This window comes from Leucobacter holotrichiae, from assembly GCF_055791005.1.
Genome location: NZ_JBVUAC010000003.1, coordinates 82,310 through 99,190 on the forward strand (window position 1 = coordinate 82,310; position 16,881 = coordinate 99,190).

Consider the following 16,881-nt stretch of genomic DNA (forward strand, 5'->3'; position numbering starts at 1 on the left):
TGTCAGATCTGGTATTCGGGGCCGCCGAGGGCCAGGTGGTATTCGCGCAGGAAGGCGCGGGTGCGGTCGCTCGTGTCGGGGCCGAAGAACGTTTCGGGGGCGGCGTCGTCGAGGATCCGCCCGCCCTCGAGGAACACGACCCTGCCGGCGACCTGCCGCACGAAATTCATCTCGTGCGACACGATCGCCATGGTCTGCCCCTCGGCGGCGATGGCGCGGATCGAGGCGAGCACCTCGCCGACGAGTTCTGGGTCGAGCGCGCTCGTCGGCTCGTCGAGCAGCAGCAGGCGGGGTTTCATGGCGAGTGCCCGAGCGATGCCGACGCGCTGCTGCTGACCGCCCGAGAGCTGGGCCGGGTAGTGGCCCTCGTGCGCCGACAGGCCGACTCGGGCGAGTTGCTCGCGCGCCTCGCGATCCGCGTCCCGCCGATCGAGACCGCTGATCACCCGCAGCCCCTCGGCCACGTTCTCGAGCGCGGTCTTGCGCGAGAACAGGTGGAACTGCTGGAACACCATCGCGGTGCTGCGGCGCAGGCGCAGGATCTCGGCTCGCGTGGCAGCGGCGGCGTCGACCACGAGGTCGCCCAGCACGATCCGCCCGCTGTCGGGGCGCTCGAGGAAGTCGATGCAGCGCAGCAGTGTCGACTTGCCGGCGCCCGAGGGGCCGACGATCGCGGTCACCTCGCCGGTTTCGAACGTGAGCGAGAGGTCGTCGAGGATCCTGCGCTCCCCGAATGCCTTCGAGATGTTCTCGAGTGCGATCATGCGCGGGCCTCCTCGACGGCTTGAGCCCGCTCGACGGCGCGGATCTGCTCGGAGGCGACCGGGTCCGCATCACCGGCAGCGCGGCCGTTCCCGCCCGCGGGGCCCGCAGGGCCCGCAGGCCCCGGCCGCGATCGGTTGCGCGAGGGCCGGGGCCGCTGCATGCGCGCCTCGACGACTCGGGCGACCTGCTCGACGATCACGGTGAGCAGCCAGTAGATGATCGCGGTCGCGAGATAGGCCTCGAAGTAACGGTAGTCGCGCCCGCCGAGGATCTTCGCGTAGGCGGTGATCTCGACGACCGACACCACGAATGCGAGCGACGACTGCTTCAGCATGCCGATGAAGTGGTTGACGAGGGTCGGGAAGGCTACGACCGAGGCGTTCGGCACGGTGATGCGGCGCAGCGTCTGCCACGGTGTCATGCCGAGCGAGTGCGCCGCCTCGACCTCCCGGCGATCCACCGAGAGCAGCGCGGCCCTGATCGTCTCCGAGCTGTAGGCGGCCTCGGTCAGCGCGAAGGTGAATGCGGCGACGATGAACGGCGACAGCGCCATCGCGTCCCACTCCGTGCCGAAGCGGTGGTTGATGTAGAGGATCGCGATCGGGACCGCGTTGACGTTGAGCAGCAGTTGCACGAGCGGCGGGGTGCCGCGCAGGTACGAGACGAGCACCGCGTTCAGCTGGCTCAGCACCGGCACGCGCGCCATCTTGATGAGCGCCATTACGAGGCCCAGCACCGTGCCGAGCGAGGTCGCCACGATGCTGAGGGCCAGCGTGATCGGGATGTAGGGCAGCAGCGCGAGCGTGTACTGCCAGATCGCATCGAAGTCGATGATGGACATGCGATCAGTTCTTCGGGGTCACGTCGACTCCGTCGAAGAACTCCTTGCTGAGCTCGACGAGGGTGCCGTCCTCGCGCAGCTCGGCCAGACCGGCGTCGAGCTGCTCGACGATGCTCTCGGCATCGGGCGCCTGGCGCGAGATCGCGTAGGCGGAGTAGAGGTTCGTGCCGAAGGTGTCGGCGAGGTAGCCGCCGTCGAGCTCGGTGAACTCGAGGCCCAGGCCCGCGTCGCCGCCGTAGCCGTTGAAGACCACGAGCTCGTTGAAGAGGAAGTCGACCTGGCCCGCCGCGAGCGCGTTGTACTGCGACTGCAGGTCGAGCTCGGTGTACTCGATCTCGATCTTCGCGTCGGGATGCTGCTCGTTGTAGGCCTCGAGCACCTTCGTGAAGTTGAGGCCGGGTTCGCCGTAGGTCTTCTTGCCGGCGAGATCATCGAGGCTGGAGACGGGCTTCGCGCCCTCCTTCTGGATGATGCCGAACTGCGCCTCGATGTAGGGATCGCTGAAGTCGTACTTCTCGCGGCGCTCATCGGTGGCGCTGAGGTTGTTGGCGACGACGTCGAAGCGCCCGGAGTCGAGCCCGGCGAAGAGCGCAGGGAACTCGGCCACCTGGAACTCGAGCTCGAGGTCGTCGTTGCGGGCGTCGATCTCCTTGAGGATCTCGATGTCGTAGCCGGTGAGCTCGTCGTTCTCGTCGAGGAAGGTGTAGGGCTTCGGTGAGGCGCCCGTGGCGACGAGCACCTTCTGAGCGCCCCCGGCGTCGGCTGCCTGAGCCGCGTCGCCCGCGCCCGCCGAGCAGGCCGAGGCCCCCATCGCGACGACCGCGAGAGCGGCGATGGCGAACGACGTGCGGGTGATGCGAGTCATGGCGGTTCCTTTCGGGAGGGCGCGGGTGCGCCGCTTGGATACTCAGCCAGCGTAGGAACCACACACACATAACCGCAAATGATGTGTCACATTGTTTCTCTTTATGACTCGATCCGCCGTCGCACGCCGTGCGCCACCCTCATCCAGTCGGCCCGGGCTCCGCCGAGCGGCCCGGCACCGCCGACCGGCCCGGCTCCGTCGACCACCCTGCCCCGCCCCGCCCCGCCCCGATTGAGTCGGCCTATTCCTATCGAGACCGCCCGAAATTCGCGCAACTTATAGGCCGACTCGACACAAACGGGCCGTCTCGGCGTCAGCAGGTCGACTCGACACAAACGGGCTGTCTCGGCGTCAGCAGGCCGTCTCGGCACAAGCAGGCCGACTCGACGCCGCCCGACCCCTCGGCGAGGCCGGGGAACGAGGGCTCGGGATCCGGATCCCTCCCTACTTCAGCCCGGAGCGCACGAAGGCGTCGACCACGTAGCGCTGCAGGAAGATGTAGATCAGGAAGATGGGCAGGCACGCGAGGGCGCTCGCGGCCATGACCGCGCCCCAATTGTTGCCCTCGGCCCCGAGAAAGCTGCGGATGCCGATCTGCACGAGCGCGTCGGACTGGCGCAGGATCAGCGCGGGCCAGAGATACTCGTTCCAGGCGCTGATGAACAGCATGATGCCGAGGGCTGCGAGCGCGGGCCTGAGGTTCGGCACGACGACCTCCCAGAGGGTGCGCCAGGATCCGCGGCCGTCCATGTCGGCGGCGTCGAGCAGCTCGCGCGGGAACGAGTCGAGGTGCTGCTTCAGCATCATCACGGCGAAGGCCGCGGCGAGCTGCGGCACCATCACGCCGAGCACCGTGTTGAGCAGGCCCATCTTCGAGATCAGCACGTAGTTCGGGATCATGGTCACCTGGAAGGGCACGAGCCACGAGCCGACGAAGAGCAGGAAGAGGATCTTCTGCCCGCGGAAGCTCCAGCGGGCGAAGCCGTAGGAGGCGAGGATCGCGATGGCCAGCTGCCCCACGGCCAGGCCGAGCGCCATGCCGAAGGTGTTGCCGAGCATGCCGAGCATCGGGATCGTCTGCCACACGTAGTCGAAGTTCTCGAGGCTGAACGGCCCCGGCACGGGGCTGGTCGAGAGCATCTGATCGGCCGACCTGAACGCGGTGACGAACATCCAGTAGATCGGGAAGATCGAGATCACGGCGAGCGCGGTGAGGATGACGAAGGCCGGGATCAGGCCGATGCGCCGCTTGGTGCGGGCCCGGGTGAGGGCGCGGGCGGCCTGCTCGAGCCCTTCCGCGGAGCCGGGGGCGACCTGCTGCGGCGCAACGAGGGTGAAGGTCATGTCAGGTCCTTAGTTGTCGTGGAAGCTGAGGCGCTCGCTGAGCTCGACGAACACGAACGCGATCAGCCCGAAGCCGATGAAGAACAGCACGCCGGCGGCCGAGGACATGCCGGCGTCGAAGTTGCGGAAGCCGAACTGGTAGAGCAGGTAGTAGATGTTGGTGGAGCTGCCGCTCGGCCCGCCCTGGGTGGTGAGGTCGATGATCGGGAAGGTCCACTGCGCTGAGAGCAGGATCGTCATGAGCGAGAGGAACACGAGCGAGGGCGACAGCAGCGGCAGCGTGATGCCCCAGGTGATCCGCCACGGCTTCGCGCCGTCGACCCCGGCCGCGTGCGCGTAGTCCGGGCTGATCCCCGAGAGACCGGCGGAGACGACGAGCACGCCGAAGCCGAGCATCTGCCAGCCCACGATCACGACGACCGCGGTCATCGACGAGTCGGGACTGCGGAAGACGTCGCCCATCTCGATGCCGAGGGTGCGCGCGACGGCGGGGATCGTGCCGCCCTCGGGCGCGAAGAGCCAGCGCCAGATCGCGCTCGTCGCCACCGGGGTGACGAGGAAGGGCACGAAGATGAGGGCCTGGTAGATCGTCTTCGCCCTGCCCGCCACGCGGCGGGAGATCAGGGCGAACACCACGGGCAGGGCGACCGAGAGGATCAGGAAGGCGCCGATGTAGAGGCCGGTGTTGAGGAGCGCCTGGTGCAGTTCGGGCAGCGTGAGCACCGTGGCGTAGTTCTCGAAGCCGACGGGCACCTTCTCCTGCGTGGGCAGCATGTTCCAGTCGTAGAACGAGAGCTCGAAGGTCTGAGCCAGGGGCCAGTAGGTCCAGACGACGAGCAGGATCACCGCGGGCAGCACGTACAGGTACGGGGCGGCGTCGAATCGGCGCCTGATGCGGCGCCTCGGATCCTCCGGCGCTTCGCCGGGTGCGGAGCGGGCCCCGTGCGGGGCCCGCTCGGGGACAGGCTGCGTCGCGTGCGCGGCCTGCTGCGGAAGTACCTCGATGAACATCAGGCGAGCGCGGGCTCGGACTCGACGGCGGTCTTCGCCATCTCGGCGCCGACCTCCTCCAGCGAGAGCTCGGTCCAGGAGCGCAGCTGCTCGGCGGTGATCCTGTAGACCGTCGAGAACTCCCCGATCGGCACGACCGTGTGCATCACGCGGTCGTCGTAGAAGTGCACGAGGTTGAAGCCCTGCGCACCGTCCTGGCCCCGCATGCCGCCGCTCTCCACGTTCAGGTCCTGCGTGTAGCAAGTCGCCGAGGCCACCGACACCGGCACGCCGCCGATGTCGCTGAAGGTGTTGAAGTGCAGGTGGCCGCCGAGCACGGCGCGCACGTCGGTGCCCCTGAGCGCCTCGGCGAATCGGGCCTGGTCGCGCAGCTCGACGACCTCGATGGGCTCGAGCAGCGAGGGCACCGGCGGGTGGTGCAGCGCGATGACGCTGCCGTGCGGCGCGGGAGTCGAGAGCACCTCGGCGAGCCACGCGTACTGCTCCTCGGAGATCTCGCCGTGGTGGGATCCGGGCACGGTCGAGTCGAGGGCGATGACGCGCAGGCCGTTCACGTCGTAGACCATGTCGACGCTCTTCTCGCCCTCGTCGGAGTCGAGCAGGTGCTTGCGGAATGGAGTGCGGGTGTCGTGATTGCCCATCACCCAGATCACCTGGGCTCCGATGGCCTCGGCGGCGGGCTCCACGAGCGCGCGGAGGCGACGGTAGGCGTCCGCGTCACCCGTGTCGGCGAGATCGCCCGTGAAGACGATCGCCTCGGGGCGGGCCTTGGTCTCGGCGAAGTCCCGGAAGAGGCGCTTCAGGTTGGCGTCGCTGTCGACCTTGCCGTGCAGCAGGTCGGCACCGCCCACGAAGTGGGTGTCGCTGATGTGGAGGATGAAGTGCTCGACGGGAGGGTGCTGCGATGCGGTCATGAGGGGTTCCTTTCGGGAGGTGCGATGTTCGGGAGGGGTGGAGATCCTGCGGCTGCGCGCAGGATGGCGGGAACTCCGCGCAGGCTGACGGGGTGTCGCGACCTCAGGCGACGAGTCGGCACTGCAGACGGTCGAGCGCGTCGCCGTCGAAGCCGTGCTGCAGCAGCATGCGCTCGACTCCGCCGTAGGTCTCATCGATGAGGTCGAGGGTGCGGTCCATGGCTTCTGCCGGGCTGCCGATCATGAGTTCCCGGACGCCGTCGTCGAGCGCGCCGAAGCGCTCCTCGGCGCCGGCGAGCATGCGATCCGCCCACTCCCCGGCGAGGTTGCGGGCGCTGGCGGCGTAGTCGGCCACGACCTGATCGCGGGGCACGCCCACCGCGGTGAGCGCCGAAGCGACCACGATGCCCGTGCGATCCTTGCCCGCGGTGCAGTGCACGAGCACTCCGCCCTCGGGGGCGTCGGCGATGAGGCGAACGGCGCCCGCCACGCGGTCGGCGCGCTCGATGACGATGTGCCGGTACACGGCGGCGATCGAGTAGGGGCTCTCGAGCTCGGGCAGGCCCGCCCGAGCGTCGAAGATGGGGTGGTGCACGGTCTCGGCGCCGCCTGCGGCGAGCGCGCTCGGCGCGGCCTCCAGCTCGCCCGCGTCGCGCAGGTCGATGACGCGGGAGATGCCGTGGGCGCCGAACCGGCGGTTGCCGTCCTCGCCCAGCCGGTGCAGCGCATCGGAGCGGAAGAGCCCGCCCTCGCGCAGCGTCCCGGAGGCGGCCCGGTACCCCGCGGTGCTGCGGAAGTTGTAGGTGCCCGGCAGGTCGAGCACCGGAGCGGCTTCGGGGGCGGTGGTGAGCAGTTCCATCGGTGTGTTCTCCGTTTCTGTTGGTTCGGCGGGGCGGGGCACCGCGATGCCCCGCCCGAGCGTCGCCGGCGCAGCGGCGCGCCGCTGCGTCAGCGCGACGCTGCGTCAGCCGATGAGTTCCTGCGCGCGCTCGGCGACGTCGGTCATGGTCTCCTCGGCGGGCTTGCCGTAGAACACCACCTCTTCGATCGCGGTGCCAAGGATGTCGTCGACCTGCACGAAGTTGTTGCCGGGGTACGACACCCAGGGCTTCATGGTGTCCATCTGCTCCAGGTTGGGGGCGAGCAGCGGGTTGGACTGCGCCCAGTCGTGGAGCGCGCCGCCCTCCTCCACGAGACCCGGGCGCAGCGGCAGGTAGCCGATCTGGCTCGAGATGATCTCGTAGGCGCGGTCGCTCGTGAGGAACTTCGTGAGCTCCCAGCCGGCGCGCTGCTTCGCGGGATCGTCGCTGAGGATGAAGAGGGCGGATCCCGAGTTCACCGGCACGGCCTCCTCACCCGCGAACGCCGGCATCTTGGCCGCGGCGAGTTCCCAACCGCCGGCCTCGGCGGCGCCCATGAAGGCTCCCTGGAGCGCGGAGGTGGTGAGGATCATCGCCACGTCGCCCTTCGGCAGGCCCTCCATCTGGTCGGCCGCGGTCGCCGAGCGCAGCACACCCGCCTCGGTCATCTCGGCGAAGCGCTCGACCGTGGACTGGGCCTCGGGTGAGCCGAACTCGATGGTGCTGCGGTCGTCGGAGAGCACCTGGGCGCCGTTCGAGCGGAAGAGCGCCTGCATACACCAGTTGCCGCCCTTGGCGACGCAGGTGACGTCGAGCGAGGGCTTGCCGGTCTGCGCGGTGACCTTCGCGGCGATCTCCTGCACCTTGTCCCAGTCGCTCAAGTCGGGGTCGGTGATGCCGGCGTCGCGCAGCATGTCGGCGTTGTAGAAGAGCACCGGGGTGGAGAACACGTAGGGCATGCCGTAGGTCTTGCCGTCCCAGTCGGCGAGCACGGCCGCGTTCGGGTGCATGGGGTGCTCACCGCCGAAGTGCTCGGCGAGCTCCTCCTCGCTCACGAGGTCCGAGATCGGCTTGGCGTTCAGCTGGTTGACGGCGAAATCGAGCGAGTCGAAGGTGATCTGCGCGACGTCGGGCACCGAGCCGGCGAGCATCTGCGTCTGCAGACTGCCGACATAGACGTTGTTGGCGGTGTCGCCCTGCGGCGCCTGCGCCTTCACGCTGATATTGGGGTGGGATTCCTCGAACTCGTCGATCAGCTGGTTGACGGTGTCGGTCCAGGGGCCGGCCTGCATCAGGTTGTAGGTCTCGAAGACGACCTCGACCTTCTGGTCGGCTGCGAGCTCGGGTACGACGGAGGCGGCGGATTCGGGGGCTGCCGCGCCCGAGGAGCAGGAGGCCAGGGTCATGGCGGCGATGGCGGCCATGACGCCGGTGGCGGCGAAACGTCGGAGTCGCATGTGCGGAGTGATCCTTTCGGGATGTGTTCGAAGCGGTGACTCAGGTTGGAGCGTCGAGGCGGGTGGGAGGGGTCAGCGAACGGCGGGACCCGCGCTCGCGGCGAGCGCCACGGGTGCCGCGGACGACACCGGCGATGCGATCGACGCGTCTTCGCCGTTCGGGGCGGCCGCGTCGTCTGCGGCGTCGGCCCGCCATTCGAGGCGGCGACCGCTCGCGCGGTCGAAGAGGTGGACGCGGGCGACGGGGGCGGCGAGCACGACGAGGTCGCCCGCGCTCCAACACTCCTCGCGCGGGCACGAGACGGTGACGCGATCCTCGCCGACGATGCAGTGCACGAGTTGCTCGCGGCCGAGATTCTCGACGAGGTCGACGGTGCCGCGCAGGGCGACGCCCGCCGTGGGTACCGCCTCGGGGGCGCCGCCCGCGTGCATGCTGAGGTGCTCCGGCCGCACGCCGATCACGATGTCGCGCTCCTCGGTCGCGCCCTCCCAGAGCACGGCCTCGACACCGGGGGCGAGCACGGTGATCTTGCCGTCGGTCGTGGTGAGCGAGGCGTCCAGCAGATTCATCGCCGGGGATCCGATGAACCCGGCGGCGAAGACGGAGCTCGGGGCGTCGTAGAGCTCCTCGGGGGTGCCGTACTGCTCGATCCGCCCGCCGTTGAGCAGCGCGATCCTCGTGGCCATCGTCATCGCCTCGATCTGGTCGTGGGTGACGTAGACGAAGGTGGCTCCGAGCTTGCGGTGCAGGGCCGCGAGCTCACGGCGGGTGGCGGTGCGCAGCTTGGCGTCGAGGTTGGAGAGCGGTTCGTCCATGAGGAAGGCCTTGGGCTCGCGCACGAGAGCGCGCGCGACGGCGACGCGCTGACGCTGACCGCCCGAGAGCTCCTTGGGTTTGCGGTCGAGCAGGTGATCGATCTCGACCGACTCGGCGGCAGCTCGCACGCGCGTCTCGATCTCGGCCTTGGGGGTCCTCCGGGCTTTGAGCGGGAAGGCGAGGTTCTTCTCGACCGAGAGGTGCGGGTAGAGCGCGTAGCTCTGGAACACCATCGCCAGGTCGCGCTTGCGGGCGGGCAGCGCGGTGATGTCCTCGTCATCGATCCTGATGCTGCCGCTCGTCGGCTCGAGCAGACCGGCGATCATGCGCAGCAGGGTGGTCTTGCCGCAGCCCGAGGGGCCGAGCAGCACGAGGAAGTCGCCGTCCTCGACGATGAGCGAGATGCGGTCGGTCGCAACGAAATCGCCGAACTCCCGCGTGATCTGGTCGAGCACGAGTCTGGCCATCGGCCGCCTCCTAGGAAATCAGGTTTCCTGAATCTCGGATCTCAGGAAATGCTTGATTCCAGATTGAGCGGCGCAGGTGAACGATTCGCGTCGTCGAGGCGAATGCGCGGCACCGACTTCGCGAACTCTCCCCCGCGAAGGGTGAACAAGGCCAGCGCACGTCCCCCTTCTTCAGCCAGGCGAGGGGAACAGGAACCGATCAGGCCTCGGGACTCACCATCGTGAGCACCTCATCGGCCGCTTCGGCTCGCGAGGCGATCGCGTCGGGTGCCGAGCCGAGCGCCGCGGAGTGCAGCGCCGAGAGCAGCAGCATCTGCACGATGTTGCCGGTGAGGCTGCTGTCGTTCCAGCTGTGGAAGTCGGCGCCCGCCACGAGCGCGTGGTCGGCGACGTCGGCGAGATCCGACCGTCCGTAGCTCGTGATGGCGACGACCGTGGCGCCGTTCTCGGCCGCGAGCTTCGCGGAGCGGAGCGTGAAGTGGTTCATGCCGCTGTCGCTCACGGCCAGGCAGACGTCGCCCGGCTTCAGCAGCTTCGCCGCGATGTGCTGCGTCACGATGTCGACGGGGTTCTCGCAGAGCTTGCCGCTCGTGAGGAAGTGCAGCGCGATGGACTGGGCGGCGGCGAGCGACGCCCCGTTGCCGACGATGAGCAGCCGCGAGCAGTTGCGGATCCCCCTGGCCGCCGCGTCGAAGGCCTCGAAGTCGAGTGCGCCCAGCGCACCGCGGATACCCGAGATCGCGCGCTCGAACATCCGCTCGACGAGATGGACCCCCGCCTCCGGTACCGGGCCGGCGGGATGTGCGGCCTGATCCCGGATCAACAGCTCCCGCAGCCGCTGGAACCCGCCGAAGCCCATGCTCTTGCAGGCCCGCACCACCGTCGCGGGAGACACTTCGGCTCGCTCGGCGAGATCCGCCACCGACATCTCGGCCACCAGCTGCGGCGCGTCGATGCACACCTGCGCCACCCTGCGCTCACTCGGCACGAGCGCCGGCACCTGGGACTGCAGCAGGGAGCGGGTGCCGCCGAGCGGGGGCGAGGCTACGTCGTTCATACGCAGTTCCTATCACCGCAAGCTGTCCGGCAGGTGTCCGGCGGGTGCCGCACCCGTCACCGGCGCTGGCCGGCCCCCGATCGAGTCGGCCTATTCTTATCGAGACCGCCCGAAATTCGCGCAACTTATAGGCCGACTCGACACAAATAGGCTGGCTCGACACCGCCCGACCCGACCCCCCGCTGCCGCTACTCGCCGGCGATCCGCACCCGCGCAGCGTCTCTGGCTGCGAGACCGCGGCGAGGTTGAAGCCCGAGACCCCGGTCTCCTCGACGATCTCCTCGATCGTGTCGGCGACCGTCGCGGCCGAACCCACGATGACGGGGCCGTCGCCGCCGATCCGCGCGTAGTCCGCGCTCTCTCGGGGCGTCCACACGCGATCGGGGTCGGCGTCGGTGAATGCGGCGAGCGCCGGCTGGATGGGCGTTACTGCTGACGCTCCTCGGGCGCGGCTCGCACGCCGCCGCGTGGGAGCTCCACGGGCAGGGCTGGGTGTACGAGGCCGAGAAGTTCAAGATCTCGCAGCACAACAGCCTCTGGCGGGGCGGTCCCGCGCCACGGCGACCCGCCCCCTCAAAACCGACCCCTGGATCGAGATGACGCGTTCGGCCCATCACCGGCGCCGCAAGGGCCACGAGCCTCATCTCGATCCGGGGACCGGAGCGGAGACCGCCCGCAGTCCGCATCCCGGTAGACTGTGCGGGTGACTGAGCGTGTATTGATCAAGGACCTGGCCGCCCGCGAAGACGGCCCCGTGCGCGTTTCCGGATGGGTCGAGAAGGTGCGCGACCAGCGGTATGTGCAGTTCGTCGTGCTGCGCGACGAGACCGGCGCGGTGCAGCTGGTGAACGGCGGCGTACTGCGCGAGCCCGATCCCGAGAATCCGCGATCCGACATCCTCGTGCCCCGCACCACCACCATCAGCGAGCTCACCCACGGCACCTTCATCACGGTGGAGGGCGAGCTGCAGCACAACGAACGCGTGAAGCTCGGCGGCGTCGAGATCCAGATCGACGAGATCGAGGTCATCAGCAAGGCGCTCCCCGACAACCCGATCGCGGCCGACAGCGGCATCGACGTGCGCCTCGACTGGCGCTTCCTCGACCTCCGCCGCCCCGAGCAGAACCTGATCTTCCGCATCCAGACCACGTTCCTGCACGCGCTCCGCAACGTGTGGGTCGATCGCGGCTTCATCGAGATCCAGACCCCGAAGCTCATGGCGAGCGCGAGCGAGTCGCGCGCCGAGCTGTTCGAGGTCGAGTACTTCGAGGGCCAGGCGTTCCTCGCGCAGAGCCCCCAGTTCTTCAAGCAGATGGCGCAGGCCGCGGGCTTCGGCGGCATCTTCGAGGTCGGCCCGGCGTTCCGCGCCGACCCCTCGTTCACCTCGCGCCACGCGACCGAGTTCACCTCGGTCGACACCGAGCTGAGCTGGATCGACTCGCACGAGGACGTCATGGAGCTGCACGAGGAGCTCATCGTCGCAGGCCTCTCGGCCGTCAAGGAGAAGCACGGCGAGGAGATCCAGAAGCTCTTCGGCATCGAGCTCGAGGTGCCCGCCCGACCGTTCCCGCGCATCCCCCTCGCCGAGGCGAAGGAGATCGTGAAGGCCGAGGGCTACGAGGTGCCGCGCGCCGACGCCGACATGGACCCCGAGGGCGAGCGCCGCATCGCCGCGCATGTGAAGAAGAAGTACGGCAGCGACTTCGTGTTCCTCACCGACTACGACGCGTCGATCCGCCCGTTCTACCACATGCGCCACCCTGAGAACCCGCAGCTCACCAGCAGCTACGACCTCATCTACCGCGGCACCGAGATCTCCACGGGCGCGCAGCGCGAGCACCGCATCGAGGTGCTCGAGGCGCAGGCGGTCGAGAAGGGCATGGATCCGAAGGAGCTCGGCTTCTACCTCGACTTCTTCCGCTACGGCGTGCCGCCGCACGGCGGGTTCGGCATGGGGCTCGCCCGCGTGCTGATGCTCATGCTGCAGCAGTCGTCGATCCGCGAGGTCACCTACCTGTTCCGCGGCCCGAACCGCCTCCTGCCGTAGCACCCGCACCCCAGCGAACAGGCAGCGGCGACCGAACAGCGCTGAGCAGCCCCGCACCTCTTCCCGAGGCGCGGGGCTGCTGCGTTTCCGAGGGGCACTACTGAGATCCATGCGAGCCCTACCGAGGCTCGGGAAGCCCCCTTCTGAGACTCGGGAACATCGGCTTGGTCAGGAGTTCTTCTCCTGTTATCGTGTGCTCACCGTGAACTAACCGACGAGTGTTTCTCAGCGGTCACGGATGTCACAGGGGGATGCCGAGCAGGGGGCGATCGTGCTCACGCATACACGGTCGAACCCGCGGATTCAGGGGAAAGGGACGACATTGTCCAAGCAGCACACTTCATCGCGGAAGACCCGCAAGATCGCCGCCATCGCCGCGGGAGCCCTCGTGGTTGGCCTCGGCGCCACCTACACGCTCGCGACCTGGAACGACTCCGAGTGGGTCTGGGGCGGCGCCGACGGCGGGCCGGGCATCGGCACCGAGCGCTTCGACGTCGAGCAGTTCACCGAGGGCGCCTGGCACGACGACGAGACGAACCCGGGTGGCGCGCTCGACTTCACCACTGCCGCGCTCGCCCTCACGCCCGGGGACACGGTCTACGCGCCGATGTCGCTGCGCACGAAGACCAACTCCATCGGCGGTTCCGTCGAGCTCCAGGGCGCGGTCGCGGCCGCCGGTGTCGCCGCCGAGGACGCCGGCAACGAGCTCTGGGACGCGGTCGCGCTCTCGGTGTACACCTCGGCCGACGCGACCGCACCGAGCTGCTCCGCTACGGCGGTCACAGCCGGCGACTGGACCGCGGTCCCCGGTATCGGCTCCTCGCCGCTCGGCACCGGTGCGACGCCGGGCACGGGCGCGCAGACCCTCGCCGCGGCGACGACCACCGATCCCGGCGCTCCGCAGCACTACTGCTTCGTGATCGCGCTCCCCGAAGACGCGCAGCAGGTCGCCGAGGCCGCAGGGGTCGATCTCCAGGGCCGCACGATCGCACCGGCCTGGGAGTTCGCGGCAGAGTCCGACTGAGCTCCGACCGCGCTCCCAGTCCCCCGCTCATGATCCGCAGGATCGCCGGAGGCGCCGTCACGACCCTCGTGGTCGTGGCGGCGCTCGGCCTTGCCTGCTGGTTCGTGCTCGCGGCGACGACCGGGGCGACGCTCATCACTTTCCGCACCGGTTCGATGAGCCCGACTATGCCGCAGGGCGCGGTCGCGGTGACCGTGCCGGTGCAGGCCTCCGAGCTCGAGGTCGGCGATGTCGTCACGGTGCGCAGGGCCGGAGAGTCCATGCCGGTCACGCATCGCATCGTCGAGATCGGCCCGGTGCAGCCGCAGGCCGAGAACGCGGCCGACATCAGGGCGTCCGCGCCCGGATCCGGCCCACCCGATCTCGACAGCCCCGCAGCGCGCCAGATCGTCATGCAGGGCGATGACAACGACACCCCTGACCAACTGCCCTACGCCCTCACCGATGCGCGCAGGGTGGTCTTCGCGGTTCCGTACGTCGGCACCGCGCTCATGATGGTGCAGACCCCGATCGCGATGGGAGCGCTCGTGCTGCTGGTCGGCGCGCTCGTCGTCTGGGCGTTCTGGCCGCGGGCGGCGGCGGATGACGCCGGCGAGAAGAACGCCGAAGACGGGGCGGATCAGCGCCCCCGCCACGCCGAGGGGGTGCTGCGATGAGCGCCCGCGCGGTCTCCGGAGCCCTCGCCCTCGTGTTCGCAGCGGTGACGTGCGCCGGCATCGGGTTCACCGCTGCCCGCGCCTCGGCGGTGTTCCATGAGCTCTCTGAGACCGGCCGCCCGGGCTACCTCACGCTCGCGCTCGACTCGCAATCCGCGCTCCGCGCCGAGCTCGAACCCGGCCAGTCGATGCGCTGGCTGGTGCAGGCCTCGCTGCGCGATGCCGACACGGGCACCCTCGCCGTCGAGCTGCGCGCCGACGGCGACCTGGTCACCGCATCCGGAATGACGGCAGAGGTCGAGGCCTGCTCGGGACCCTTCGATCTCTCGGCCACGCCGGCTCGGTGCGGCGGAACCCGCACCGCCGTGCTGCCCGCCACCCCGCTCGCGCGGGTCGCGCGGGAGGGGGCGCTGTACGAACTCGCGGAGCTGCGCAGCGGCGAGCCGCGCGAGGTGCTGGTGACGCTCGGGATCCCCTCGTCCACCTCGACGTCAGCGGTCGAGGGGCGCACAGCGAACGTCGGGCTCGGGGTGCACTCCACGGGCGGCGACGCCTCCGTCACCCCGGTGCCGCCCTCCGAGCGTCCCCCGCTCCCCGTGACCGGCTCCGACGCTCTCGCACTCGGCCTGCTCGCCGCCGGGCTCGCCGGGCTCGGTGCGACCGCCGCTCTGCGCGGGCGCGCCCGATCCCGCGCCGTTTCCCGCCCGCCGGCCGCAGACGCATCGCTCCCGGGAGGCCCCCGATGAAGTGGTGGGGACCTCGTCGCGGCAGACACTCCGCCGTATCGCACTCGCGAACGGGCGGAACGAAGCGCGGGCTGATTCCGGGTGACGCCCTGAGGCGGCGCGGGATCGGCGCCACCGCCGCCGCGGTGCTGGTGTCGAGCGCGCTCGTCGCCCAGGGCGGGATCACCACCGACGCGAGCTGGAACGATACCGAGTGGGCGCACGCACCCGCGGTCGGCACTTCGGCGTGCGGACCCGACGGTGCCGGATTCCTCAATCGGGCCGAGGGGCGCGCTCTCAGCGGCAACCTGCTCGGCGTGAATCTCGACACGCTGGCCGAGGCCGAGGGCGTGCAGGTCACCAACGACGGCAGCACCGCGACCGCGACCGCCGGCCAACCGGTGACGGGCATCGACTCAGCGTTCGCCGATCCACTCACGGTGAACGCGCTCTCGGCGATCCAGCTCCCCCTCACCGGGTTGCTCGAACTGCCGGCCGACAACAGCACGGGTGTCGTCGGCCAATTCGGTCAGGCTCTGAGCACCGGTGAGGCTCTCGGCGCCAGCGGCTACGTCGACAACTCCGGCGGCATCGACCTCGCCGACGATCAGACGGGCGAGTACCCGGGGCTCGCGACGCTGCGCCTCTCGAACCTCCTGAACTCGCCCTTGCTCGGAGACATCGGCCTCGGCGACACCCTCTCGGGCGTCTCCGACCTCGAGCTCGAGGTCGGAGCGGTGGCCGGCCAGGCGAGCTTCGATACCTGCGCAGAAGCATGGGGCGAAGGCACCGCGGTCGCCCAGCGCTCGGTCGCCGCATCGGCCGCTGAAGACATCGTGGCCGGGCTCGACCGGAAGTACCTCACGGCGTCGGCCGACCTCACCTTCTCCTCGCCCACGGTCGGAGCGCTCTCCGGGGAACTGAACAACCTGCTGGGCGGGCTCGAAGGCACCGTGAACGGCCTCCTCGGCACGCAGGGGGTGAAGGCCGGCATCGAGTCGGGTGTCGCGGATCTACTCAATGCGGTGCTCGACAACCCCCTCCTCACACTGGGCGCTATCCGCCTCAACACGCTCACCGCCGACATCGATCTGGCGCCGGTGCGCGCGCTCATCGACACGGAGTTTTCAGACAGCGGTGGAGTGCTCACGATCGACGCGATCGCAGGGACCGTCTCCGTCGACACGAGCGCGCTGCTGCAACGGGCCTACCCCGACCACTTCGGTGACGGCCTCAACGGCCTCCCCCCGAACACGAATCTGCTCGCCGATGAGGCGATCCTGAACGCTCTGACTCAGAGCCTGACCGGGGCGCTCACCGAGTGGTTGAGCCATGTCGAGAGCCAGCTGGTCGCCGCCGTCGACGGGATCCGGATCACCTCGACGCTGTCGATCGACCTCCGGGCGCGCCTCCTCGCGATCACCCCGTTCCTCGACGTCGGGCACATCGCAGTCTCCATCGACGGAACGCTCGCCGAACTGCGCGCCAACACACCCGGCACGGTGAGCACGGAGGTGAAACTGCTCAGCGGTCTGCTCGGGGCGCTGACGGATCTCCTCACCAAGGGACTCCTCAAACCGGTGCTCGACCTGCTGCTGAACACCCTGCTCACCGGCGTGGGCGGAGTCGTGAGCGGGGCCGTCGACGGCGTCCTCCCCGCCGTGACCGGCCTTCCCGCAAAGCTGACGATCGTGACGGCCCCGCTGATCGCACTGGTCTCCCGGCTCTACAACGGGCTGTTCCTCTCGAATATCGTCTCGATCACGGTAAACGCGCAGAACGCACCGGCCACGGGCGGTCCCCCGCCTCCCGACTGGACTCCGGGCCAGCCGACGGCGCCGCCGGAGGGCCAGTACGAGGTCGCGGCCCTGCGGATCGGGGTGCTCGACGGACTCGGCCCGAACGGGGTGCGCCTCTACCTCGGGCGCGCCTCGGTCGGGCCCGGTTGCTCGCCGGCCGAAGCCGCGACGGGCGGGTGCGCGGGGTACTGAACGCGTCCCGCCCGCACGACCCGCCGCTCCGGCCCGGGCA

Annotated in this window: 15 protein-coding genes; 5 read left to right on the forward strand and 10 right to left on the reverse strand. The window is 69.5% G+C overall.

Annotated features, from left to right (window positions below):
- Positions 1-2: 2 nt before the first annotated feature.
- From AC0KXF_RS05710 to AC0KXF_RS05755, 10 genes are all read right to left on the reverse strand, one after another.
- Positions 3-764, reverse strand: a complete 762-nt coding sequence (locus tag AC0KXF_RS05710; RefSeq protein WP_473108260.1) for an amino acid ABC transporter ATP-binding protein — start codon at positions 762-764, stop codon at positions 3-5.
- Positions 761-1,606 carry an amino acid ABC transporter permease gene (locus AC0KXF_RS05715; RefSeq protein ID WP_473108261.1) on the reverse strand — a complete coding sequence of 282 codons (846 nt, stop codon included), beginning with the start codon at positions 1,604-1,606 and terminating at the stop codon, positions 761-763. Before AC0KXF_RS05715 ends, AC0KXF_RS05710 begins: the two co-directional genes overlap by 4 nt.
- 4 nt (positions 1,607-1,610) lie before the next feature.
- Positions 1,611-2,471, reverse strand: a complete 861-nt coding sequence (locus AC0KXF_RS05720) for a transporter substrate-binding domain-containing protein (protein WP_473108262.1) — start codon at positions 2,469-2,471, stop codon at positions 1,611-1,613.
- A gap of 444 nt (positions 2,472-2,915) precedes the next feature.
- The gene (locus AC0KXF_RS05725; protein WP_473108263.1) at positions 2,916-3,815 is read right to left on the reverse strand and encodes a carbohydrate ABC transporter permease; all 900 of its coding nucleotides are present in this window, start codon (positions 3,813-3,815) and stop codon (positions 2,916-2,918) included.
- A gap of 9 nt (positions 3,816-3,824) precedes the next feature.
- Complete coding sequence (locus AC0KXF_RS05730; RefSeq protein WP_473108264.1) at positions 3,825-4,826, reverse strand: carbohydrate ABC transporter permease; 1,002 nt, start codon at positions 4,824-4,826, stop codon at positions 3,825-3,827.
- Positions 4,826-5,740, reverse strand: coding sequence for a metallophosphoesterase (locus tag AC0KXF_RS05735; RefSeq protein ID WP_473108265.1), 915 nt, complete (start codon positions 5,738-5,740; stop codon positions 4,826-4,828). Before AC0KXF_RS05735 ends, AC0KXF_RS05730 begins: the two co-directional genes overlap by 1 nt.
- Before the next feature lie 103 nt (positions 5,741-5,843).
- Positions 5,844-6,599, reverse strand: a complete 756-nt coding sequence (locus tag AC0KXF_RS05740) for a tyrosine-protein phosphatase (protein ID WP_473108266.1) — start codon at positions 6,597-6,599, stop codon at positions 5,844-5,846.
- Between the two features lie 105 nt (positions 6,600-6,704).
- Entirely contained in the window at positions 6,705-8,057 is a 1,353-nt protein-coding gene (locus tag AC0KXF_RS05745; RefSeq protein ID WP_223042460.1) for an ABC transporter substrate-binding protein, read from the reverse strand.
- Between the two features lie 72 nt (positions 8,058-8,129).
- Positions 8,130-9,341, reverse strand: a complete 1,212-nt coding sequence (locus AC0KXF_RS05750) for an ABC transporter ATP-binding protein (protein WP_473108267.1) — start codon at positions 9,339-9,341, stop codon at positions 8,130-8,132.
- A gap of 199 nt (positions 9,342-9,540) precedes the next feature.
- The gene (locus tag AC0KXF_RS05755; protein ID WP_473108268.1) at positions 9,541-10,398 is read right to left on the reverse strand and encodes a MurR/RpiR family transcriptional regulator; all 858 of its coding nucleotides are present in this window, start codon (positions 10,396-10,398) and stop codon (positions 9,541-9,543) included.
- A 703-nt stretch (positions 10,399-11,101) separates the two neighbouring features.
- On the opposite strand from AC0KXF_RS05755, the gene aspS reads away from it, so the two are divergent.
- From aspS to AC0KXF_RS05780, 5 genes are all read left to right on the forward strand, one after another.
- Entirely contained in the window at positions 11,102-12,445 is a 1,344-nt protein-coding gene (gene aspS, locus AC0KXF_RS05760) for an aspartate--tRNA(Asn) ligase (RefSeq protein WP_473108269.1), read from the forward strand.
- Positions 12,446-12,767: 322 nt separating this feature from the next.
- Complete coding sequence (locus AC0KXF_RS05765; protein WP_473108270.1) at positions 12,768-13,469, forward strand: SipW-dependent-type signal peptide-containing protein; 702 nt, start codon at positions 12,768-12,770, stop codon at positions 13,467-13,469.
- A 29-nt stretch (positions 13,470-13,498) separates the two neighbouring features.
- Complete coding sequence (locus tag AC0KXF_RS05770) at positions 13,499-14,125, forward strand: signal peptidase I (RefSeq protein ID WP_473108271.1); 627 nt, start codon at positions 13,499-13,501, stop codon at positions 14,123-14,125.
- On the forward strand, positions 14,122-14,871 hold the full coding sequence (locus AC0KXF_RS05775; RefSeq protein WP_473108272.1) for a hypothetical protein: 750 nt from the start codon (positions 14,122-14,124) through the stop codon (positions 14,869-14,871). Before AC0KXF_RS05770 ends, AC0KXF_RS05775 begins: the two co-directional genes overlap by 4 nt.
- A complete protein-coding gene (locus AC0KXF_RS05780; RefSeq protein WP_473108273.1) occupies positions 14,868-16,841 on the forward strand; it encodes a choice-of-anchor G family protein in 1,974 nt (657 codons plus the stop codon). Before AC0KXF_RS05775 ends, AC0KXF_RS05780 begins: the two co-directional genes overlap by 4 nt.
- The last annotated feature ends 40 nt before the right edge of the window (positions 16,842-16,881 follow it).

Coding starts and splice junctions, on each gene's coding strand:
- AC0KXF_RS05710 (WP_473108260.1), bottom strand. CDS start 764: ATGATCGCACTCGAGAACATCTCGAAGGCATTCGGGGAGCGCAGGATC.
- AC0KXF_RS05715 (WP_473108261.1), bottom strand. CDS start 1,606: ATGTCCATCATCGACTTCGATGCGATCTGGCAGTACACGCTCGCGCTG.
- AC0KXF_RS05720 (WP_473108262.1), bottom strand. CDS start 2,471: ATGACTCGCATCACCCGCACGTCGTTCGCCATCGCCGCTCTCGCGGTC.
- AC0KXF_RS05725 (WP_473108263.1), bottom strand. CDS start 3,815: ATGACCTTCACCCTCGTTGCGCCGCAGCAGGTCGCCCCCGGCTCCGCG.
- AC0KXF_RS05730 (WP_473108264.1), bottom strand. CDS start 4,826: ATGTTCATCGAGGTACTTCCGCAGCAGGCCGCGCACGCGACGCAGCCT.
- AC0KXF_RS05735 (WP_473108265.1), bottom strand. CDS start 5,740: ATGACCGCATCGCAGCACCCTCCCGTCGAGCACTTCATCCTCCACATC.
- AC0KXF_RS05740 (WP_473108266.1), bottom strand. CDS start 6,599: ATGGAACTGCTCACCACCGCCCCCGAAGCCGCTCCGGTGCTCGACCTG.
- AC0KXF_RS05745 (WP_223042460.1), bottom strand. CDS start 8,057: ATGCGACTCCGACGTTTCGCCGCCACCGGCGTCATGGCCGCCATCGCC.
- AC0KXF_RS05750 (WP_473108267.1), bottom strand. CDS start 9,341: ATGGCCAGACTCGTGCTCGACCAGATCACGCGGGAGTTCGGCGATTTC.
- AC0KXF_RS05755 (WP_473108268.1), bottom strand. CDS start 10,398: ATGAACGACGTAGCCTCGCCCCCGCTCGGCGGCACCCGCTCCCTGCTG.
- AC0KXF_RS05770 (WP_473108271.1), top strand. CDS start 13,499: ATGATCCGCAGGATCGCCGGAGGCGCCGTCACGACCCTCGTGGTCGTG.
- AC0KXF_RS05775 (WP_473108272.1), top strand. CDS start 14,122: ATGAGCGCCCGCGCGGTCTCCGGAGCCCTCGCCCTCGTGTTCGCAGCG.
- AC0KXF_RS05780 (WP_473108273.1), top strand. CDS start 14,868: ATGAAGTGGTGGGGACCTCGTCGCGGCAGACACTCCGCCGTATCGCAC.